This is a genomic window from Buttiauxella sp. JUb87 (genome assembly GCF_004361975.1).
Taxonomy (GTDB): domain Bacteria; phylum Pseudomonadota; class Gammaproteobacteria; order Enterobacterales; family Enterobacteriaceae; genus Buttiauxella; species Buttiauxella ferragutiae.
Genome location: NZ_SNVY01000008.1, coordinates 151,655 through 176,135 on the forward strand (window position 1 = coordinate 151,655; position 24,481 = coordinate 176,135).

The window sequence follows — 24,481 nt, forward strand, 5'->3', positions numbered from 1 at the left end:
ACGAAAATTAATTTTATCTCAAATATTAACAATAACAGGTAGTGGCTGGTCATGGCATATTATAAATCATTCGTTATTCTTTCCCGATATTGCCTTGCTACCTTATCTCTGTCAGCTTTGTTAATGCCGACCGTTGCTGCCGTCGATTTTAATACCGATGTTCTGGATGCCAGTGATCGTAAAAATATTAATCTTAGCCGGTTTTCACAGGCCGGTTACGTCATGCCCGGAGAGTATCAGTTACAGGTGATGCTTAATGAGCAACCCCTGGGGCCATCCTCTTTTCCCGTTACGTTTTTTGAACCCGCGACAGGTTCGATAATCCCGGATAAAGATGGTGTGACAACAGGTAATAACAAAGTCATTAAAGAGAGTGACAGTGGCGACACAAAACGCCTTCCTCAAGCTTGTCTGACGCGTGATGTAGTCAATCTTATGGGATTGACTGAGGACTCACTCAGTAAAGTCGCCTGGGTGTTATTTGGTGGCACTGAATGTGCCGATTTTAGCCAGTTGCCCGGTGTTGAAATTAAACCTGATTTAGCCGCTGGTATATTGCGCATTAATATGCCTCAAGCCTGGCTGGAATACACTGACGCCACATGGCTTCCTCCTTCCCGATGGGATGAAGGTATTTCCGGGGCGTTACTGGATTATAACGTTAACGCTTCGGTTAACCAGCCTCATGAGGGTGAGCAAACCCGAAATATCAGTTTTAACGGTTCTACGGGCGCTAACTTAGGACCCTGGCGTCTGCGTGCTGATTATCAGGGCAATATGAATCACACCGAAGGTGAGGAAACGGACAATCAGTTTAACTGGAACCGCTTCTATATGTACCGGGCTATTCCGGGTTGGAAATCCAGGCTGACATTTGGTGAAAACTATATTAATTCCGATATTTTCAGCGCCTGGAATTATACCGGAATGAGTCTCGAAAGTGATGACAGGATGTTACCCCCTAATCTAAGAGGGTATGCCCCTCAGGTATCCGGTGTCGCTGATACCAACGCCCGTGTCGTGATTTCACAACAGGGCCGCATTTTATATGACGCCACGGTGCCTGCTGGCCCGTTTAATATCCAGGACCTGGACAGTTCGGTTCGTGGACGGCTGGATGTGGAAGTTATCGAACAAAACGGACAAAAGAAAACGTTCCAGGTAGATACGGCTTATGTTCCATATCTGACGCGTCCAGGGCAGGTGCGCTATAAGCTCGCCAGCGGTAAGTCGCGTACGCATGAACGTGAGCTGGAAGGGCCGGTATTTGTCAGCGGCGAAGCTTCATGGGGGATAACCAATCTCTGGTCCTTGTATGGCGGGAGTATTCTCAGCGGTAACGATTATAACGCTGTGGCGCTCGGGGTCGGCCGCGACATGAGCTTATTTGGCACGATGTCTGTAGACCTGACGCAGTCGGTGGCTCTTATTGACGATGAGCATGGCACCAAACGCGGAAAATCCCTGCGCCTGAGTTATTCCAAGCGTTTTGATGAGCAAAATGCAGATATCACCTTTGCGGGTTACCGGTTCTCGGAAGAGAACTACATGACGATGCAACAGTACCTTGATGCACGTTATCGTGATGATTTTTCTGGCAGGGAAAAAGAGCTTTATACCGCGACGCTGAATAAGAATTTAGGGGAGGATGGTCGGACATCCGTGGGACTTCAACTTAGTCACCAGACTTACTGGGATGATACCGATGAATCTAACTACTACACCTTTAGTGTCAACCATTATATGGATATCGGGGATTTCCGCGGTGTGTCGCTGAGTTTTTCTGCATCACGTTCTCAGTATTACGACGAAGATAATGATTCGGTTTATTTCCGCCTGTCAGTACCCACCGGCAGCAGCGGAACGGCCAGCTACAGCCTGAATACTACAGATGATCGCCTGAGTCAGACCGTCGGATACAGCGATACCCTGAATGGGGGGCTGGACAGCTACAGCATCAACGCCGGGGTGGAAACAGGGGGCGGTGAGTCGGCGGAAGGGCAGTTTAGTGGCTATTACAGCCACAATGGTTCCCGGGCAACCGTATCCTCCAACGTTGCTGTTGTTGGGGGGGAGTATAGCTCTCTGGGGGTTAATATTTCGGGCGGGGCCACCCTGACAACTCAAGGGGTTGCGCTGCATTCCGGGGGGATTAACGGTGGTACCCGTCTGCTGGTTGATACCGACGGTATCGCAGGGGTGCCTGTGGACGGTGGTCGCGTCTATACCAACCGTTGGGGGACCGGAGTCGTGACAGATGTGAGTAGTTATTACCGTAACTCCACGAGTATTGACCTGAATAAGCTGCCGGATGACATCGAGGCCACCAGTTCCGTTGTGGAGTCTGTGCTGACGGAAGGTGCAATTGGTTATCGTAAGTTTGCCGTACTTAAAGGAACGAAACTGTTCGCCGTCATGAAACTGAAGGACGGTACTGTGCCGCCGTTTGGCGCCAGTGTCACTAATGAGAAAGGGACTGAAGTTGGCATGATCAGTGATGATGGCCTCGCCTGGCTAAGCGGTGTCGCGCCGGATGAACAGCTTAAGGTGAGCTGGAATGGGAAAATGCAGTGTAGCGTAATCCTCCCTACCGGGATGAAGCCTGAGCAACAATTGTTATTACCGTGCCAGATATAAGATATCGGGCGCGACCATAAATCTACTGTCATGCCGGCAGACGGCCGTAAACAAAACTGTATTGATTAAGGATAGCTATGAACCCTGTAATGAAATACCTGCTGCTGGCAATAATGAGTCTGAGTGTTGTTCCCACGGCGCATGCAGCCGTCTCACTGGACAGGACTCGGGTCATTTTTAATGGTGGAGATAAGTCCATGACGCTGAATATCGCTAATGATAATAAGCAGTTGCCCTACCTGGCGCAGGCGTGGATAGAGGATGCCCAGCAGAACAAAATCAGTACCGGCCCGATAGTGGTGACCCCACCGGTACAGCGTCTGGAGCCGGGTGCCAAAAGCCTGTTGAGGCTGTCAACAACCCCCGACATCAGCAAACTGCCGCAGGACAGAGAATCGGTATTCTACTTCAGCTTACGTGAGATACCTCCTCGCAGTGAAAAAGCTAACGTATTGCAGATTGCACTGCAGACTCGCGTCAAAATGTTCTATCGCCCTGATGCAGTTAAGGCCAGGCCGAATGCCGTCTGGCAGGACAAACTGGTGCTGACGAAAGAAAGTGCGGGTTACAAGATAGAAAATCCCACGCCCTATTATGTGACAGTTATTGGTATCGGCGGGAATGAGAAACAGGCGCAGGAGGGGAAATTTGAATCGGTTATGCTGGCCCCGATGTCAACGCAAAATGTGAAAGCTGACACTCACGCGTCACCTTATCTGGCCTACATCAATGATTATGGTGGACGTCCGGTTCTGAATTTCACGTGCAGTGGGAGTCGTTGTACGTCAGCCCCGGCTAAGTGACAAACCACCGTACGTCTGTTGATGACTAAAGGAAGAGGGAGATGAAAAGAGTCACGTCAATGTTGGTCTTTCTGGGATTAGTTCTGGCAACGTCGATGAGTTGTACGTTGCGAGCAGATGAGTTGCTGACCCAGGATCGCTATTTTGCCAAAAATACGGATGTTGCCGAAAATTATGCGAGCACAGGGGTTCTGGAAATCCAGGGAGCATTATTGTCATCTCCCTGCATGCTGGCCACCAATGAAGTCCCTTTGTCACCTGATGCTGACCGCGTTCCTGTGATACTGACTCTGACCGGATGCGGTGAGGGAGCAGCGATGACAGCGAACAGTGCTGGTTCAGTACAGCTTGTACATGGAGCTCTGCTGAAAGGTCCTGTTGAAGGTGAGTGGAGGTTAAGCCCGGCGCACTTGTTTATGCAGGGAGCGGTGACTCTACGGGGCGGTGATAACCAGTTGACTTATCAGATGAGTAGAAAAGAACAGCAGGTCACCAGGAAAGAGTGGGATGCTAAAGATGCCGTGCTGCGACTGCGACTGGCGTATGAATGAGAAGGGGATACAGATGATGAAACAGGGAGTGTTTGCGAGGCGAACCATTCATTCTCCACAGACCTTGTCTGGCCTGCTGGCCCTAGCGCTACTGGTATCTGGCGGCGTTCAGGCTGATGATGTCCAGATAAATATCACAGGGGAGATAACGATCCCTCCGTGTGTGGTGAACAATGGCACGCCTGTCAATATTGATTTTGGAACTATCGATGCGACTACCGTGAACGGGACAACGCATTCAAAAACGCACGCTGTTCCTGTTACCTGTACGTATTACAGCACCAATGTGGCGAAAGTAAAAGTGACAGGCAATGCAATGAGCACCACTCTGGGGACTGATAATGTGCTGGTGACCACGGGGCCTAATGCGGGCCATCTGGGGGTAGCTTTGTATCAGGGGCCTGCTGTTGATGCTTCTAAACCATTACTTCTTAATGGTAATGGTGCAGGTTTTGATATCACCGATACGGGTTGGACAGGAAACGCAAGCAGCAGTCAGTTCATATTCACGTTAGTACCCTACAAAGAAGGTGTGGCTCAACTGCTGGGGGGCACTTTCACGGCTACAGCAACATTAGGCATCACTTACCTGTAAGGTACACATTGAGGCGAAATACGGACGTACTTGCCAATGGGGAGGGGTATGTCTACCGGACAGATATTAAAGGTATATCTATAAGGATCAGCTTTATGCAGTGGTGTACCGGAATGTCACGGGGCTGGTATTACGTGACCACTACAGGTGAATACATTCCTTGAGACGGGTATCCGCCGCAGATATGTCTTAAGGCTTTTGTTTGGGTCAATGTTGCTGCGCTATTCATACCGCAGGTGGCACATTCGTCAGGTTGGACACAATTGCTGAAATTTATGGCTCTGTGTGCTACTCCGAAAAAGCTCAGCCAGGCAAATGGATTTGACTGGCTGGGTGTCTGGTTTACGGACCAGAGCCCCACAGGGATAGCGGCAGGAACGTTAGAAAACCATCGACTCCATAACTGCGGCTTGAGGAGTAACTTCTACGCCAGAGGCTGAGTCAGAAAGCCATGGTTTAAAGAAGGCAATATTACGAGGACGGTGGCGACAATGAACTGATGGTCAATTAAATACCGCGAGAATGCGGGACTGATCCGAGTGCAACAGCGGCAGGAACCTTCGTAGTCAGTACTAAACCGTTACAAAACCACACAACCTTAGCATCACGCAAACAAACATACAGGAACACACGAAATGCAAAACACGACTGCCAGCAATGACGAATGGATAAAATACCGTTCCCGCAGCTCCCTTTTCGGTCTCATATGTCTCATCACTCTCTCTTACGTCGCCCCCACCTCTGCAGAGGCGATAGATATGAACATCACTGGGACGATCTCCGCATCCATATGCCGCATAACCGCAAACGGCGGCACCGACGTCGACTTTGGTGTGTTACGTGACCACGAAATCATATCGAACGCACAAGTCGCGCGAGTAAGAAAACAATACACCGTCGATTGTGGGTCCAACCCTCCCACGGGCCTGCAGATCGGGTTCCAGGGGGTCTTCGACGGACACACACAATACAGCGGGCTAAATTGTCCGCTAATCAAAACAACTGGGAACAATGCGGGCGTGGTGGGGATCGCCACGGTGATGCACGTAAATAGCAGTTCTGTATGCCAAATGAGCACGACCCCAGCATATATCCCTTATACTGGCCAATTCGAAGTAATGTACGCTGCCGCTCTCAATGTGGATGCGGGTACGACCACGATCGAGGAAGGGACTTTTTCAGCTGCTGTGACACTGATCTTGACACAGGTGTAATCGCCTTGCTCCTGGAATAACAGCTACTAAACCACTCATACACCGTCGTACGGTGGGCGAACCACATGGTAAAAATCGAGCACACAAGCAACACTTTAGACCAGCCACATGGGTAACAGTTATAAATGACATAGCACTGGCGACTCACTGTGTCCTGGATGAGACCCGACCCATGCAGCGTCTTGATTTCATCCGTGCCAGCCAGACCGGCACGGAACCGTTTTCCGCGTTGGGTCGCTACCCGGAACGTCCATATATGGTCAATAGAAATGCAGAGCACTTACAGTACTATAACTGCAAGAGACATGGTGTTCCGTTCACGGGAGGTTTGCAAAGAATCTGGCTACGGGTGCTAAGTGTAATCCATAATATAGACACGTATTCCAGCGAAGCGTCAGCATGCAAATATAGTCTATGGCATCATCCTCAGATAAGGTCTTTACCCCGCGCTCAAAACTTGGGATAGAAGGCGTAGAACCTCGAGGTCGGGAGTCATCAGTAAGTCCGGCATCTGTGCGAGGCTTGTGATGGAACTCATGGAGGCCTGTGAGTGGGTCAAATATCCAGACTTTCCCCCCTGCTTTGTAAACACCTACAGCGTGCCCTTCTCGGAAGTTTCCGTCGTCGTTGTTATGTTGCAGGTTAAGAAACAATACGTCGTGATTGTGCATGTCATCTATTAGGTCATACCATCCTTCAGAGTTCCCGGCAAGGAACTCCCCTGAATAGTGTGAGCATTTGCACCCAAACGTAGTTACTCGTCGCGCATCCGAAGGTCTGGAGTTACCCGCGATGTCGCTACTAAACAATTTCTCCAGGTATGACACAAAACGGAGAGGGTATTCACCGTTGTCAAACTTGGTGTAAAGGTCGTTTGCTTCTTTTGTAGAGGGGATGTGTCTGGCGAACTTTTCACCGGATTGTGTGTAAGGCATGTATTGTGTGTAGCGCACGTGATAAAAGCAGTGTTCGTTTAACAGATTGAGCTTTACCTTAGTACGAATAATCATAAGCCATCGGCAGACGGCGGCTTCGCATACACCAGCGATATTCTGCCCGTCACCGCGGTTATTGAATGGTTTTATAAGTGTCATTTTGTTCATCCGCTGAAAAAAGTGGTCGTAATGGTTACCAGTCTGCATATTTGGCGTAGACGGTTGTTTTACTGTCATCACGGGGGAAGACCGCGGGCTTTTCTATAAGCCAGGAGGTGGTGTTGTATGTCCGCAAGCGTCATGCAGCCCTGTCTGTCACGGCCTGTTGATTGGGCTGCGAACCATATGCCCAGCCAACCAAACCTGTTTCAGATATGACCCATCTGCGGCTCATTGGGATGACATGTAGTCTCATAGCCTGTTCTGGTCAAAAATCAGAACAGGTTATGACTACTCCCAATTCACAATAATGAATGGCAAGATAATCGATTATTCTATTGGAGATTATCAGTTATCACATCAATCAATACTTTGAATTTTGTGACAATTTATACCTGGTATTTATTGATAAAAATCAAATTATCAAAGTTCAGGGTATTTAGATTATTTAATTGATGGCGTAATTTTTTATCTAAGGGTTCTATATCACTGGCGCTGACAGTTGTGCGAGTTATATGTAGTTATGGCTACACTACCGCTCCACCACTGTCATGTCGAAGCTGAGATGTTGCAACTTGTGGCCGATTCAGGTAACAGCCCAGGTGCCTGGCTCTCCCGCCAGGTACCGCGTTTAACATCGATCCACCGCGGATGACCAGGAAGTGGATATACACGTAGAAGAATATAACACCAGACACATGGCAAGAAGCATACAGCGGTAGCACTACTGCCATGATCGCTCTGCTGGCATGCAACTGTTTTAAATGTGGCAAGCCAGCAAAGTACTGATTCCTGGATATCCTGGCCCCCTCAAGGGTAAGGCAATGATCATTTTATGTCGGTGAACTTTTACGAGAACGCGAATAATATGGTTCTGTAATATCCTTACTTCGCAAATGATAGAAATATTTAGTAGAAAATTAAAATAAATTTATATGTTTAATTTTACATATTTCATTCGGTTATTTGTTCGCCAAATTTCATTCTAAATAAATAGGGTGAATATTTGATGCGAAATACCACCTTAAGCGAAAAATGTGAATTTTATTGATATGTGTCAATAAAAATCCATTCTTGAAATAAATCTCTGTTGTGTTGTTTATGTTTGGCTGATCCCTCTATTATCTCTGTAAAATACAGTCGATATTCAGGTTGATTGTGGGGTGCGCGGTATTATTTCCTGCCTTTACATAGATTGAAAATCTCCATGCAATCAAAATTTCAGATCTTTTATCTGAGAGGTTGATCTAGATTGGGTCTTTACTCTATCCTTACTTACGGCAAAATTCGGGGATTTATCACTGCAATACAAGTACCATGATATGGTCAGTTTTTGTTGACCACTACTAGCCAACCTTCAAATGCGAGAGACTAAAAACACACGTTAACATCCAGTGGGGGAGAGCCTACTTCCGAAGCCACTAGCAGTTTGGGGGAATAGAAAATTAACCACCTGCTATTAAAAAATAAAGTAGATGTTAGTAACAATAACTTTAATAGAGACCAGCCTGAATCAAACCCTGGAGTTAAATTTTTTGTAAAAAATATTTTTTCAATGGCTTTTTTGAGGGGTCATACATTATTTCAAATAAATGAAAAAATTTATAATCAGAGAAAATTGCTTACAAAATGCCCCGTGTCAGCATTGTGTTTGCCATAAATAATTTACTTTTCACTTTGACGTCTTATTTTTTGGATGATGATGTTTTCCGAAAAAACCAGATAAAACTCTAATCGTCCCCACTATGACCAGAAATTACATAATGAACTGAGAGCCCTTGTCCCTGAGCTACAGGGGGAAAGTTTAAATAGAGTAACTAAGACGAAGAGGAATGTAATGACCGCATTCCACGCACTCAAACCCGATGTGTGGTGTGAGTACAGGAATAGATGTACATGGACGGTTGCGTCTCATCGTTCTGATTCGGCTGTTGCCTGAGCAGCTAATGGGAAAAGGTCGGCGTATGCAACTGGTGCGAACAGATTTTCCTTGCCTGAAAAATGGCAAACTCAGCGATGAACTGGCCCAAATGACAACTATCAGATTAAAGTTCGCAGTTTCATATTGCCGATATGGTGCTGAAAATTGTGGGTGTGCAGATTTTGAAAGTATTGTTGGTGATATCCAAAGGTAGTGTGACGATCATCGACCCGGATGAGCCGCGCACCATTGAACCGGGCGATGGCTGGCTCAGCCTGGTACCGGTAAAGGAGTGAAGTGATGGATAACTGGTTAGCGCTATTTGACGGGCAGACCCGCTATTTGCTGGCGATTAATGACAGCACCGTCCAGCCTGAAGTGCTGAAGTTTCGCGGGCGGGAAGCATTAAGCGAGCCGTTCACATGGGACATTGAATTCACCACCCCGCAGGCAAATATTGCCCCGGAACAGGTGCTGATGAAGTACGCCACCTTCCGGATGCGCAGTGGCAAAACGGTGCATGGCATCATGACCCGTCTGGAATGGCTGTCTACCTCCGCTGACCAGTCGCACTATAAAGCTACGCTCAGCTCGCGCCTGGCGCTGATGTCCTACAGTCGCCAGTGTGCGGTTTTCCAGAACCAGTCGGTACCGGAAGTGGTGGAGCAGGTGTTGCGTAAACACGGGCTGGAAGGGGCTGATTTCGAATTTCGTCTGGAACGCACCTATCCGCCGCGTGAAGTCATCACCCAGTGGCGGGAAACGGACCTGGCGTTTGTTCAGCGCATTCTGTCTGAAGTGGGGATTTACTGGCGCACGGAGATGGACAACACCCGTGAACTGGACATGTATATTTTTGCCGACAGCCAGCTGAATTATCAGTTTGATGTGCGCCTGCCGTACAGTGAACCTTCCGGTCTGTTCGATGGTGCAGCGGAATCGGTGTGGGACGTGCGCATCTGGCACCATCTGGTCACCGGTAGCGTCGCCACCCGCGACTACAACTACCGTACAGCCAGCACACCGCTGGACAGCACGGTCAGCGTGCGTCATGAGGCGGTGACCACGGGCGAACATTACCGCTACGCCGCACCGTACCGCGAAGCCGGTGATGATACCGATCCGGAGCCGGCCACCGAAAGTGGGGCGTTTTACGCCCGTCTGCACCATGAACGTGAACTGAACCGGTCTGCGCGTATTCACCTGTTCAGCAATGCGTCAAACCTGACGCCGGGACAGGTGCTGGAGCCGCAGGGCAGTGTGATTGCTGCGTTGCAGGAAGGTGTCATTCTCACGCTGGTCACTTTTGCTGCTTCACGGGATTCGCGTCTGCATGTCTCCGTGTGGGGCATGCCTTACAGCGAACGCTACAGCTTTCGCCCGGTTGAAATCTCGCGCCCGGAAATCCACGGCACGTTGCCTGCGCGAATTGAAAGCCGCGAGAAGAACGATATTTACGCCCACCTGGATGAACTGGGCCGCTACCGCGTAAAACTGGACTTTGACCGGGAAGGAACAGAGCAGGGTTACGGTTACCTGTGGCTGCGCCAGGCAAAACCGTATTCCGGTGACACCCTCGGCTGGCATACGCCGCTCACCGACGGTACGGAAGTGGCGATAGCCTACAGCAACGGCGACATCGACCTGCCGTATATCGCTCATGCGATGCACGACTCAGAACACCCGGACCACGTTAACCGCGACAACCACACCCGCAATATTCTGCGCACGCCTGCCAACAACAAACTGCGGATGGAAGACCAGCGCGGCGAAGAACATATCAAGCTCGCCACGGAATACGGCAAAACCCAGCTCAGCAGTGGCTATCTGGTGGATGCGCAGGGAAAACCCCGAGGTAAAGGCACCGAGCTGCGCACCGATGAACGCGGCACTATCCGCGCCGGAAAAGGGCTGTTTGTCAGTGCGGACAAGCAGGGCAAAGCCCGGGGTGAGGTGCTGGATATGGACGCGGCACTTAAGGAAATTGACCAGTTAAACCAGCACCTGCAACAGCTTGAAATGGCGGCAGAGCAGGCAGAAGCCCTGAAAGCTGATATCGACAGCCAGATACGGATGTTTGAACAACGGCTGAAACCGCTTAACGAAATCATTCACTTCTCCGCCCCAGCCGGGATGGCATTCACCAGTGGTGAGCACCTGCAAATGACCGCCACGAAAAACGTGGCGATTAATGCCGGTGGGGACATCAGCGCTGGCGTGATGGGCAATATGACGGCGCTGGCCGGAGAGAAACTGGGGCTGTTTGCCCGCACCGGGCAACTGAGCCTGAAGGCAGGGGAAGGCCCTGTGGATGTGCAGGCCCAGAACGCCAGCCTGCGGCTGTTTGCAGAGAAGAAACTGACCCTGACCTCAGAAAGTGATATCTCGTTTGCCGGGAAGAAGCGCATCACGCTGATGGGTGGTGGCAGTTACCTGAAGCTGGAAGCAGGGAAGGTGGAGTACGGCACCACCGCGAGCTATATGCGTAAGGTGAAAAAGACCATGGCGGCGGGAAGCTGCTCTCTGGAGGAAAACCTGACACAACTGGCCGCACCATTACCGGAGCTGTTATGTGTCCCGGTCGCAACTTGTGTCCATGTGACAGGCTCCGGTGCAGGGAGTGATGAGGATATTCCACTCGCTCCAGATGTAGATGCAGAGGTAATCAGACCGGACTCCCCTGAATTATCACAAAAGAGATATATCTATTCACCTTTTGTTAATAATCCTGATGTGTTGCTTTACGATTCACTGGCTAAATTTATTGATGGTAAACATCATCCAGAGATAGTTTTTGTTAACAAGAGCCAAAGAGATAAATTTTTTCACCAGCTTGCTGATGAGAAAATGATTATTATTGAGATAATTAAGCTACGTAATAAACATTCTGACGATGATATTAGTGAAGCAGTGTACGGAAAGTTTATTGATTTTCATCGTTCAACAGAAAAGTACCATTTTGGTGAAGAGCCGAAGCCGGTTATTTATGTTGTCGGGCATGGTTCCCCCGGAGATGATATGTTGTCCCCGACACCGGTCGAGAATATTCTAAAACGAAGATACAGTTTTAAAATAATTGAATCGCTGATAAAAACGAACCTGCCTGCAGATGCCATTATCAAGCTGGATTTTTGCGGGGGTAGAGTCGGCCAGCCCCCTGAAGATATCCCCGAAGATGAGTCAATGAAAACCTTTTACGCAGGTAACATGAAGGATCTTACGGGCAGTTCAGATAAAAATTTTAGTAATTTATTTACTGAAGCATTACAGAAAGCTATTCCATATTTTTGCGGAGAAGTTCAGCTTCCTTCCTGTACGCGGTGTATATCCTGCTTACAGAGACTGTAATTAACATTGTATCATTATCTGTTTTGATATAATCACTTCTATTACAGGGTGGGTTGTCAATGGGTAGGGTACTGCAATATTCGCCACACTTTTCGGGAAACTACCAGTAATGCTGCTTGTTTTGATGGTATCTGGGGGGAAGTACAAACGGAAAAATTAAGCATCTATATAGCGCGGAGTAACACCGTAAGTTACCGTTATTTTTTTCAGTAACAATAAAATGACAATCATGCAACTGAAACATGCTACACATCGCCGGGCGACGATAGAATCCCCAGTCGGTTCATTAGTAAGTATCCGGCGAACTCTCATTGACAGAACGGTTTTGAGCCGGATGTGCATATCACTACATTCAGTGATTCGCCAGACCTGAACAGAAGACTCCGGTATCTGTCGCAGATGATAAACCCGAAGTTTACGCCGTGAGCGTAAAACCCAAAGACCCTCCGCAGCCACCCAGTGTCTTAGTTTTTCCACTGAGACACTGGGTGGCTGCGGAGGTTACGACGTTCACTGCGCTTACACTTACATCTGCTGCTAACCTACTTACCTCAGTCCCTATATTTGTGAAAAAAAGAGAATTATGAATTTATTATTTAATAAGTAAGATATTGATATTGTTGAATGTTATTTTTTTTATTTTTCATGACTAATATGCTGTTTTTTTTGGATAATTAATTCTGCCTGGCTGGTGTAATTTCCATATTCTTGCTGACAAAAATTCAATTTCATTTTGTCTTTAATTGAAAAACAACAAGCAACCTTATTTCAGGACGCTGCTGTTGATAGCTTCTAAGCCAATGTTCCTTCAGGGTGCAGGTTTGGTCATTACCGATGCGGACTTAGCGGGAAACGCGGGCAACAGTATTTCACCTTGTTGTTCGTACCCTGAAAGGAAGGCGCCGGGTACATCGCTACCAGACTGAGCAACAGACAGAACCCGCTATGGTGCGATAACAACACATACCCTTAACGGATTTTCTAAATGCCTACATATATCTTCTCCAGAACCCTACACACTGTAGTACGCACGATGCTGCTACTTATTTGCACAGACGCGTACGCAGCCACCCATCAACTGACCATGGTTGCATTCTCTATGGAAGATAACAGCGCCAACCCTGGTCCTGTCAGCGGGGACAGCATATCATTCACAATCTACCCACAAAAATACAATTCGTACGACCAGACCTGCCGAGAAAATGGTGCAATTGATAAGTTGGACCACAGCCGTGTGGATCAACAGGGCTATATGCTGCGCCCCTCATTTTCATACACATTACCGTCGGGTGGGAGCGTAACACTGTCATCATCTGCCGAACTCACCGACGCTCACCGCATCATCGATTCCAGTGGAAACTATCTCTACCATAAGGCTGTAAAGTCGACATCAAACAACTACTATCCCTGCCAGTACCGTCCAGATATAGCCACCACCTTTTGGGGAAGCATACGTACGACGGTAGCTGGATTAAACCAGCTACCTGTGGGGGCGAGCTATACGATCCCAGTACCAGTGAAATCGTATTACGGTCAAGGCGTTGGGGTTGACGATGCCGAAATGCTCTCTCCGCAAACATGGGAGTGGCCCGGTGGGCAATTTGAGTACATCGAACTTAAAATATCGAAACAGGCGAATTGTACTATGTCTGTGCTTGACCATATCGACTTTGGTTCCCTGCCAATCAACAACGCGGATGGCACTATTGTGAGTGCACGCGTCGATGTGGATTGTGATTTTAACAATGTCCCTGTCCGCCTGGAAATGCTTTCCCCGTCTGCACCACCGATAAGCGATGATGCCGAGTATATGAATGTTGGCCTGGGCAATGGTTGGGACGCGGGTGTGTGGTTCGATGACACCGGCACCGGAACAGCTTATGAAACCACGACGTCGTCAAGCGAAATGATAACGCTCTCTGCCGGCCTGACCAGGCACGCCGACTCCAGGCCCGGTGCCCTGTCTGGTAGTTTTGTACTACGCATGACACTGTTGTAATCATCTGAAGCGCTTGGGTATCCGGACTACCACCGGTACCCCGCGGCACTCGGCACACGGGGACGAACAGCACGACCCGGTATGCGGTTGACCTTTCAGTGAACGACTGCAGTCTGTGTGTTCATGTCTGGTCGTGTGGTTAATAGCATGCGCAATGGACTCGTTGAGTCTGAAGAACGAGTAGGTGCCACAAAAGGGTTCCGATGATGACCCAAACAAAGCCGTCCGGGATATAAAACGATGGACGGGTTATGACAATCGCTATTGTCCCCAGCCATAATGATGGACTATCACTCTGTGACGCAGCAAATAGATAGCGTCGAGCTGTGGATGTGTTCAGATTTTTTGGTCGCTAAAAGCTATCTGGAGAATACCCGCCCTCTCAGTGTGGACACCGGAGCAGGGCATTCCAGTTGATTCACAGGCGTTCAGGCAGACAAATGACTTGCAGTAAATAACTCCCGCGCGTGATCTCAATATATCCCCTGGTTTTTAGCGCAGACACCACGTTTAAAATACTACTGCGTGACAACAATGTTCTTTCCTGAATGTACTCAAGAACAGAAACTCTTAACCGGTGATCCAGTATCAGATTGTTCATTTCCAGGAGAAGTGAACGAATAACAGAATAAGTACGCTGCCCTACGACCTGCGTATCGCGATAAAGAAGAAAGGCGGTATGGTAGGCAAGAATGGCCGCCATATCCTGCCACAATCCCGCAGTGCATATCAATTCATGCCCAAGGCTGGCATCCAGCCGAAGGAGAAGACAATCAGTTTCTGCTCGCAGGATATGTTTGCGCAGGGGATGAAGGTTCTCTGCAACCCCGAACAAGCTTTGACCATCTACGGTAGTAATAACCAGGCCATCAGCCTCCCTAAGCACCGAAAGCTCACCGCTTTTTATAATATAGAATTGCTGCCTGCCCTGATATTCCCAGTGTAGCGACTCATCTGAGGTAAGCTCCAAAGGTGTGCTAAAGGGCTCAAGTGCGGAAATCAGGCGTTTGATCTCGGCTTCGGGGCGCTTGTGAAGAGGGGTCGTCATCTGTTTTCCTTACTGTACTTACTATTTCGCTGATGGTTCAGACCTCAATAATTCTGCATTGTTCCTGAACTCCAGACTTTAACGCCAGTATTTTATAGAGACTGACGGTCTTTATGCTACTTTGCCAGTTTCTGGCTTCAGGATCGGCACAAAAATGGCTGTTCAGTGAGTGAGACCATGGTGATGTGACTGACGACAGTTCTGAAATCGAGTGATCCATTTTATCTTGCCTGTTTTTGCCGTGCAGTATGATGGATATCCGATTGTGCAATTTTGGTTGATCGCTATTTTCACGTATTCAGGCTTGCAATACATGAAAAAAAACAAAAGAGTTCAGAAAATAATTTATTTAAAATCAATGTATTATTGTGTATTCATGAATTCACAGCTCTTTATGCTAATTTGACTATGATTGCCATAGAGCACAAACACGACATTAATTTCTTTTTCTATTTTGCTGTCACCGGGGCCACCCCTGGTGTGTCAGTGGCACTCATGTGGTGTCGATACATTCTTTTGTCGCAAGCGTATTGGCGATTTGCTCACAATCCTGCTTTTCTGGATCAACCAGTAGCATTTTCGTACCGGCTTTAAAGGCCCGCCGCAGACATTCAGTGTGTGGAAGCGTTCTTTAGCTCCGGCAGAAGGGCCGACACTGATGGCTGACATCCGTATCGCCCGCAGGTTGAGCCTGGTGAACTGATCGCTGATCTGTGGGGCAGGGGATAAATTACCCGAAAAAAATCAGCGGAGCTGGCATGGCAGGCATCAAAGCGGGCAAAACTGCGGTGTACCGTTTTAAACGGCAACCACTATCGCTGCCCCGGAAAACAATGGACAGGAGGAATGAATGATTGTCCGGGGCACTGGCGTGTTTACAGAGTGTTCGATACTTTTAAAATTTATATAAAACAAACCCGTTTAAACTTTTATCTGCTCCACAGAGGTCAGAAGCTATAACCCATCTTCAGGTAGATCCCCTGATTGTCATCTTTGCCCATCGCATATTCCAGGTTAACGACGATACCTGCTTCTGGTTTAAGTAAATACTGGACACCTGCCCCCCATGCTGGATAGATATTTTCACTGTCGCCGCAATTGAGGCTTTCTCCATTGGTGGCGTCCCCATACAGACAGGCAGCGCCGGCAAACACTGTCGCTGTCCAGCGATCTGCCAGTTTATAGCGTTCTTCCACTTCTATCGAAGACATGTTCTGAGCAAGGTATTCACCCGGGGTGTAACCCCGCAGATAAACAGGAGAGTAGGCTCCGACAGGCGCATCGCTGGAAAACTGGTGGCGGCTACGTACCGCAAAGACATTGCCATCGCCATGCTGCCAGTAGCCACGATAATCGACGCGGTAAATATCGAAGTCCTGCTCACCGCCCAGACCTTCCCGATAGGCCAGGTTGTTCACATTGAGATACCAGCCTTTGGTTGCTTTGAAGTCGCTGTCACGGGAATCGTGCATGACAACCGCGCCCACGCCACCAGATTTGTAACCGACCAGCCCCATTTCATCGAGGATTTCGTCGGAAGTCAGATCTTTCCCGCTCATCTCATAGTTGGAGTAGACACCCTGACCACCAATGAACCAGTCTCCCTCTACACGATAGAGGTAACGTAAAAAGGCAAAGCTGTAATTGTCATTGGTCTCCAGTGGTTTACCAGAGCCCAGGTAATTTGCGTAATCATTGTTAATATCACCCACCATGATGCCCGCAAGGATACGGTGGTGATCTTCACCAAAAGAGGTTCTGGCAAATGCGTTGGCAATCAGCGATTCGGAAGTGGTGTATTTAGCTGAAACACCAAACATTGAAGGACGTGACTTCTCATCAAATTTGTACATATAAGCGCCCATCAGACCCGCCGCCGTATCAAGCTTAGGGCTGGAGCTGAACAAAGGAACAAACAGCCAGGGAGACTGAGAGGGACTGTCTGCCTTTGTCGGACTGTCCTCTTTCTGGCTTTCTTCTGTTACGTCATTTTTCACTTCAACTGGGGACGTTCCGGCAGCGATAGCCGGTAATGTAAGTATCGATAAAGCCAGGGTTAAGCCAGTGAAGAGAGTGGCACTAGGCATGAAAGCATAAACTCCGGGTGAGAAAAAAGGCATCTGTGAGTGATAATCCTGAGGACAGCCAGTATCACTGGACAATCGAGAAAATGGAGTTTAAATTCAATTTAAAGTATGACCAGTTCAAATAGGTTTAAATTTAAATATGATCTGTGTCGCAGTTTGATTTTAAAGAGTTAATGCCAGAAAGGTTTAAATATGAGCAGAGCATCCCGCAGTGATGGCGTATTAACACGGGCCAGGATCCTCGAAGCGGCAGGCACGTTGATAGCAAAACAGGGTTTTGCCCAGACGACGAGCAAGCAAGTTGCCAGTGCAGCGGATGTGGATTTAGCAGCCATTAATTACCATTTCAATGGCCGGGATGGTCTCTATCTTGCCGTACTGTCTGAAGCACATCAGTACTATCTGGATGGTACAGAGCTGAGATCGCTGCTAGAAAGCACACTCGCACCTGATGAAAAGCTGGAAGCATTCCTCGAAATTTGCCTCCCACGTCGGGCAGAACAAAACAGCTGGCATGGATGTGTGTACACCCGGGAGTTACTTTCTCCCTCGCCACTATTCAATGATTTTATGCAAACAGAAGGTATGGGTAAGCGTCAGACGATGCTGAAGCTCATCAGTCAGATTGCTGAATTACCGGAAGATGATCCACTTGTTTTACCCTGTTTCCTGAGTATCGTCGGCCCTTGCATGATGCTGATGGTGACTGGGAAATTCACTTTCAGTCCGATAAACACCCTGGCAGACACGATGAGTCATGCTGAGCTGGTTGCGTATTTTAAGAAATATTCACTGGCTGGTCTTCGCTCATTTAAGTAGTGGAAGGTGCGGACGGCTGTGTGGCCCCCTGAATTCTGTCATTCCACCATATCTGCCGGACAGCATGGCAAAAAATTATAAAACATAAGATGGGAATGAAGGGGCTCTCATTACCTGACTGGGAAAGGTTAGCCGTCAGGGTATTTTGTCCGAACGGGTGCAGGTCACGCTGACAATTCTGTTATGATCTGAATACCACTTTGTAGGATCTGTCAGAAAATCATCAGACGAGACTGAAATGAAGCTTACTCAACAGGAGTCTTTTTCTATTTTATGACGACATTCCGGAGCGTACTGAAGCGTCAGGTGAGGGGAACTGGCTGACGTTCTCTTTCTTAAACATCAGGGATGAATTGTGGTAAGTCATATACACGTTCTATGTTCAAAGTATAAGGCTGAATTGTCTGTGGACTTGGGGGCTGTTTTCTCTGGCAGTTCAAACTGAAGAGGGCGGTGCATATTTAGCGAGAGTCAATATGTCGGATATGCCATAATTAACCAGACGAACCGGCATCCGCTGACGAAACTAACTCAGCTATGACTTTTTTATGGCTGCAGTGTCGCTAAAAACCAGCACAACAGCGATGAGTGCCTGCGACAGATATTATCCCATAAACACCTTTTGTTGACTGAATAAATGGTGGTGTACAGGAATATATTTCTCAGGCAATACATCAGTAATGTAAAAAATTATTCGAATATTTACCATGTGAATGGCCATCCACTGAGAAGGTAAAATAATAACATTAGTGCCGATGCAAAATACAGCATCATTAGATGAATAAGCATGCTTTTTATTTTATTTTTTAACCAGGATAATTTCAATTTTATTCACCATGAGAATGTATTTGGATAAGATATACGGCTATCAGTTCTGATATACTGAAAAGTGCCAGCAGAGTGCACCAATAACCTGATATCATCCATGCTATGAGGAAGATAACGCTCTGTGCACCTTTAAACATCGGACTAACTCTTCAAACTCTCTGTACAACCCGCACACCAAAATGACCATTGCGATGGCAGTAAATAAAAGAATGATGTAGAAATGTCGCTTCCTGATTTTTGAATGTTTCCTCTTCTGGGTGATATACTGAAGTGCGGTAAAATGCGTAAGTATGGCTAAAGGAAAAGCCATAACGTAGAGCATACATCCCATATATAAAGGCAGGTCAGATTTCAGGACAAGGCTTCGCTGCACTAAAAAAACGCCGCTAACAGAAATAGTAATACAGACAAAGATATCTCTGTACAATTCGAAGATAACCCGTCTGCATTCATACCACCCCCACAATGCTCTATGCCTTTCTGCCCAGAAAATATCGTTTCTTTTAATTTTCATAACGTTATTTAGTTCCACTAATTAGCATCCTGGTGTATTTGGTTGCAGACAAATCCATGGAGCCAGGGCATCGTAGTCTTTGACAGAAATGCTGGTTACAAAGCCACAACAAGACAATTTATTTGTCATATGGATGCCATCGTACCAAAGAAAAAAACAGGCCAGGCAACATAACTATCTTTCAGTTTTAATGAAGCAATAATTGTAATTTAGATTCAGATAAAAATGGCAAGCAGTAAAGAAATAATACAACTACCCAAAAGAGACTGAGTTCTGGCTCTCTTTATAGAAAAATTTAACATTCAACTGACTTGCAATAGCTTGCCTCTCATTGTGTTGTGCCCATGGTATATTATATAACTTCGAAATCTCAGCTAATACTGAGATTTCAGAAGATGCAATTTTCTGATTGTTTGTAGTAAACAGCAAAGACGGAATTATTTATTTTTAACTAAAAATTTTCTGGAAATGTCCTCATTGAGGAGGTCTTGTTTATAATTTGTATCAATGCCGACGTAATGCAAACCCTTCGCTTGTCCTTGTGAGCCAGGACAGTTCAGAGAAGGTTCGTCTTGCTTTCTGGTTAATAAATCACCTGGTTGAATTGCGAAGAGGGTATCACCTCTGGTCAGGTGGCCAAATTAACTATGCCACTAGCCCGCCATACGGATGTGAAATGACTATCGAGAGATGTGGGTAATTACAATCCTCTGATTATGCTGATTTTTTACAGATGATGCATATTAAATTTAAATTTAAATTTAAATAAACCTGCTTTTGTCATTCATTCGACTGTACTGCATTATGGCGTTTCTTTCTTATTCTGAAGGCGCTGTTATCCCGATTATCATTTGCTCATGTCAGCACATGTTCGTGGTTTAAATGTTCAGTTAATAATCCCGAATTATTTTAATCGGGGTTATTACTGCGCCCAGGATATTTGTACAAGCCATATATGTTTTCTGTATGGCAATTTTTATTATTGTCAAATTAGCGAGAGTATTCATTTTTAATGTCCTCTGCCTCTATTTCTGCCGTCGAGACTTCGCCACCAGTGATGTTTGTCCCTGCACCTGAACTGCCCATGCATTCCGGGTCACTGTCGGTCAGGGATTTGTCTGGGATCACACCCCTCACGGTGCAGAAGATTTCACCGGTGATATTCCCCTGCCTGAACGGGTGGCGCTGTTACAGCACGCCGATTTTTTCATCGGGCTGTCCAGTGAGCTGAGCTGGCTGGCCTGGGCCTGCCGAATTCCGGTGGTGATGATAAGCGGCTTTACGCTGCCGAACTGCGAGTTTGACACCGCATACCGCGTCTTTAATCCGCATGTGTGTAACGGCTGCTGGGATGACGTGCGTATTGATTTTGACCATAAAGATTTTTTCTGGTGCCCGCGTCACAAGGGCACGGAGCGACAGTATGAATGCAGTCGCTTTATTACCGGCAAGCAGGTTATCGGGCATATCACCCGACTGCGGCAGGCCACGGTGCCTGCCACTCTGAACTCAGACGGTGAGGCCTCCTCCCGTTCTTCACACACTCATTTTATCGGCACAACAACAGCAACAAGGGAAATACAATGTACAGTGGTTTAAATCATATTTATCGTCTGGTCTGGGATAATGTCAGGGAAGCGTGGGTGCCGGTGTCAGAGCACTGCAAGAGTTGCGGCAAAGGTGTGGCGCGTCGTGCGGCCCTGACAGGAAAGCTGTCGTTGCTGGCGGTGGCGGTACTTCCCGGGGTGGTGAATGCATACACTGAGAACGTTAACGATGGCATGACGGTATCTTGGGAAAATGTGTTTCAAGGAGCTACACAGAATATTAACAGTGGCGGCCATGCATCTCATATTTCAGTCGCCTATGGTGGCATCCAAAACGTCAATAATGGCGGTACAACTTCATCCGTGACGATGATGTACGATGGCGTTCAAAATGTCCACAGTGGCGGTATAACGTACGAATCTACCGTCCATTGGCACGGTATTCAAAATGTCAATAGCGGTGGTGTAGCGTACGACACCTCTGTCTGGGGGGAGGGGATTCAAAATGTCAATAGTGGAGGCATCTCGTACAACACCACTATCAGTTACGCTATTCAAAATGTTGCTGGCGTAGCATACAACACCGTCATCGATAGTGAAGGCATTCAAAATGTCAATAGCGGTGGTGTAGCGAACTTCACCTTTATTTCAGCTTCCTACCTTAACGTTAACAACGGCGGGATTGCTAACAGTGCCGTTAATAACGGTGGACAGATACACGTCTACTCCGGTGGGATAACCAATGATTCCACTATAAATCACAATGGCACTGAAACAGTCCATGCCGGCGGTATAGCTAATGGCACTACACTTGCCGGAGGCCGCTCAACAGTCGAAACAGGGGGCGTTGCTAATAACACCACAGTCAACGCGGGAGGTTTTGATGTCTACGGTGTTTCCAATGACACAGTTGTAAATGGTGCCTATGAAGCACTCAAAGCTGGCACTGGCGCTATAGCCAATGGCACAACAGTCAATGGTGGTTTCCAGCAAGTCGAAAGCGGTGCCATCGCCAATGGCACGACAATTAACACTACAGGCTTACAAAAAATCCTCAACGGCGGTATAGCCAATGACACCATAATTAACAATGCTGGATTGCAAGCTATTGAAAGCGGTGGTGTTGCTAATGGCACCGCCATTAATGAGGGCGGCAAACAAGAAGTCCAGGCGGGTGCTACAGCAAACGACACCACAATCAATGGTGGTTTCCAGCAAATTGAAGGCAATGCCGTAGCCAATAACACCATAATTAACAATGCTGGGTTGCAAACTATTGACGGTGGTACAGCCAATACGACCGTGGTCAATACGGGTGGCATTCAAAACGTCAACGATGGTGGTGCTGCAATATTGACCACTCTTAACTACGGGGGGCGCCAGAACGTCAACACAGGTGGTACGGCGACATCGACCACTGTGAATGCCGGTGGCGCCATGAGCGTCAATAGCGGCGGTACAGCGATATCGACCACTATCTGGGGGACGGGTTCACAGGGCAGACAGGATATCGCGGCTGGCGGTACAGCGATAGATACCACGGTGAATGCCGGTGCTTTTCAGGGCGTCTCAGGTGAAGCGACTACGACCACCATTAACGAGGGTGGCTGGCAATATACCTATGCAGGTGGGATTGCCAGCGATACTACGGTTAACAGTGGAGGGATACTGGAGGTGGCAACGGGTGGTACGTCTCTCGGGGTCATGCAAAACAGCGGTGCCGTGCTGAAGACGAACACCGATGCCACCGTCGTTGGCACGAATGCCCTGGGTGCCTTCTCCATTGATGCAGCAACGGGCATCGCCAGTAATGTCCTGCTTGAAAATGGCGGACGTCTCACCGTCAACACCGGCGACACGGCCAGTGGTACCACTGTGAATGCCGGTGGCGCCATGAACGTCAATAGCGGCGGTACAGCGATATCGACCACTATCTGGGGGACGGGTTCACAGGGCCGACAGGACGTTGCGGCTGGCGGTACAGCGATAGATACCACGGTGAATGCTGGTGCTTTTCATGGCGTCTCAGGTGAAGCGACTACGACCACCATTAATCAGGGTGGCTGGCAATATATCTATGCAGGCGGTATTGCCAGCGATACGACCGTTAACAGCGGGGGGCTATTTGAGGTTGTTGCGGGTGGTACTGCTGTTGGGGTTGTACAAAACAGCGGTGCTGCGCTGAAGACGAATACCGATGCCACGGTCAGTGGCACGAATGCACTGGGTGCGTTTTCCATCGATGCGGCAACAGGCACCGCCAGTAATGTCCTGCTTGAGAACGGTGGACGTTTCATCGTCAACACCGGTGACACAGCGACGGATACGACGATTAATACCGGAGGCTACGTAACCGTTAATGCCGGGGGCGTTGCTAATAACACCACAGTCAACGCGGGTGGTTTTGATGTCTATGGCATAAGCAATGACACCGTTTTAAATGGTGGCCATGAAGCACTCAAAGCTGGCACTGGCGCTGCAGCGAATGGGACTACAGTGAATGGTGGTTTTCAGCAAGTCGAAAACGGTGCCATCGCTAATAACACGACAGTCAATGCTACGGGCGAGCAAAAGGTCCTCAACGGTGGCACTGCTAATGACACAACAGTGAACACCGGGGGAACAGTTAACGTTAATGGCACAGCCACAGACCTGACGGTCAACGGCGGAGCAGGCTACATCTATACCGGTGCTACCCTGGGTGGTGATGTGTCCGTCACGTCCGGTGGTCAGTTAACGGTGACGGCTGGCGCAATGACGGACAGTGCGAATATGACCCTGTCGGATTCCGGTGCACTGTATCTGGACAACACCTCAGCAGTCAGTGGCAGCAATACGCAGTACAGCATGGGTGCCATGACCATGGATGGCGGCAGTGTTTACTATGAACAAAGTGGCTATGCCGACCTGACCATGACGAGTCTGGAGGGGACGGGAACATTTTATATGAACACCGAAGTCGCGACGCTGCAGAGCGACACCCTGACAGTGACGGGAGAGGCTAACGGCGACTTTGATGTGTTTATCGCCGATACCGGGGTGAGTCCGACGTCAGACAGTAGTATGCAGATGATACAGACCGGTGGCGGTGAGGCGGAATTCACCCTGGCGAACCCCGGTGGGGTCGTGGATGTGGGGACGTATCAGTATTATCTGGTGGACAACGGCAATGATACCTGGTCACTCAATTCGACACCGGATGCACCTGTGCACTCCATAGAACAACAAGACCCTGCGCACTCTCTTGAGGTGGTGCCTCCTGTAGAACCGACTACACCGTCAGTGGGACCGGCAGAACCAGGTACACCGACGCACCCTATTGAGATCGTGCCACCGACAGAACCAGTAGATCCGACGACGCCTGTAGACCCGACGGCACCACCGGTAGACCCGACAACCCCACCAGTGGTCCCGGTAGAGCCAGCACCGCCGTCAGAAATGACGATATCGCCAAGTACGGCAGCGGTGCTTTCCAT

At 48.3% G+C, this 24,481-nt stretch carries 11 protein-coding genes and 2 pseudogenes; 11 read left to right on the forward strand and 2 right to left on the reverse strand.

All coding sequences use genetic code 11. The features are described from left to right. Positions 1-51 precede the first annotated feature (51 nt). The 8 genes and pseudogenes from EC843_RS20650 to EC843_RS24600 all read left to right on the forward strand — a co-directional run bounded on the left by EC843_RS20650 (position 52) and on the right by EC843_RS24600 (position 14,162). Complete coding sequence (locus EC843_RS20650; protein WP_133522984.1) at positions 52-2,637, forward strand: fimbria/pilus outer membrane usher protein; 2,586 nt, start codon at positions 52-54, stop codon at positions 2,635-2,637. Between the two features lie 77 nt (positions 2,638-2,714). Further along, positions 2,715-3,440: a molecular chaperone gene (locus tag EC843_RS20655; protein WP_133522985.1), complete on the forward strand. Its 726-nt coding sequence runs from the start codon at positions 2,715-2,717 to the stop codon at positions 3,438-3,440. Positions 3,441-3,481: 41 nt separating this feature from the next. Continuing rightward, positions 3,482-3,991 carry a pilus-assembly fibrillin subunit gene (locus tag EC843_RS20660; protein WP_133522986.1) on the forward strand — a complete coding sequence of 170 codons (510 nt, stop codon included), beginning with the start codon at positions 3,482-3,484 and terminating at the stop codon, positions 3,989-3,991. 13 nt (positions 3,992-4,004) lie between these two features. After that, positions 4,005-4,586 (forward strand): fimbrial protein, encoded by a 582-nt coding sequence (locus EC843_RS20665; RefSeq protein WP_166642083.1) that lies wholly within the window; start codon positions 4,005-4,007, stop codon positions 4,584-4,586. A gap of 635 nt (positions 4,587-5,221) precedes the next feature. Further along, positions 5,222-5,800 (forward strand): type 1 fimbrial protein, encoded by a 579-nt coding sequence (locus EC843_RS20670; RefSeq protein ID WP_133522988.1) that lies wholly within the window; start codon positions 5,222-5,224, stop codon positions 5,798-5,800. Positions 5,801-8,967: 3,167 nt separating this feature from the next. Next, positions 8,968-9,111 carry a hypothetical protein gene (locus tag EC843_RS24910; RefSeq protein WP_243739172.1) on the forward strand — a complete coding sequence of 48 codons (144 nt, stop codon included), beginning with the start codon at positions 8,968-8,970 and terminating at the stop codon, positions 9,109-9,111. 4 nt (positions 9,112-9,115) lie between these two features. After that, a pseudogene (vgrG, locus tag EC843_RS20680) lies at positions 9,116-11,332 on the forward strand (type VI secretion system tip protein VgrG); the annotation flags it as partial. A gap of 2,476 nt (positions 11,333-13,808) precedes the next feature. Next, a complete protein-coding gene (locus EC843_RS24600; RefSeq protein ID WP_166642084.1) occupies positions 13,809-14,162 on the forward strand; it encodes a PapG chaperone-binding domain-containing protein in 354 nt (117 codons plus the stop codon). A 418-nt stretch (positions 14,163-14,580) separates the two neighbouring features. Here EC843_RS24600 and EC843_RS20690 read toward each other — a convergent pair whose 3' ends face one another. Next, positions 14,581-15,210 (reverse strand): helix-turn-helix domain-containing protein, encoded by a 630-nt coding sequence (locus tag EC843_RS20690; RefSeq protein ID WP_133522990.1) that lies wholly within the window; start codon positions 15,208-15,210, stop codon positions 14,581-14,583. A 947-nt stretch (positions 15,211-16,157) separates the two neighbouring features. Continuing rightward, positions 16,158-17,297: a hypothetical protein gene (locus EC843_RS20695; RefSeq protein ID WP_208111335.1), complete on the reverse strand. Its 1,140-nt coding sequence runs from the start codon at positions 17,295-17,297 to the stop codon at positions 16,158-16,160. Between the two features lie 192 nt (positions 17,298-17,489). Here EC843_RS20695 and EC843_RS20700 point away from each other — a divergent pair, with 192 nt between their 5' ends. The 3 genes and pseudogenes from EC843_RS20700 to EC843_RS20710 all read left to right on the forward strand — a co-directional run. Continuing rightward, entirely contained in the window at positions 17,490-18,116 is a 627-nt protein-coding gene (locus tag EC843_RS20700) for a TetR/AcrR family transcriptional regulator (protein WP_133522991.1), read from the forward strand. Between the two features lie 2,443 nt (positions 18,117-20,559). After that, positions 20,560-21,057: pseudogene (locus tag EC843_RS20705) on the forward strand (autotransporter strand-loop-strand O-heptosyltransferase); the annotation flags it as partial. Further along, positions 21,042-24,481 (forward strand): AIDA repeat-containing protein (locus EC843_RS20710; protein ID WP_133522992.1); only part of this gene is annotated, 3,440 nt, incomplete at its 3' end. The pseudogene EC843_RS20705 and the gene EC843_RS20710, both read left to right, overlap by 16 nt.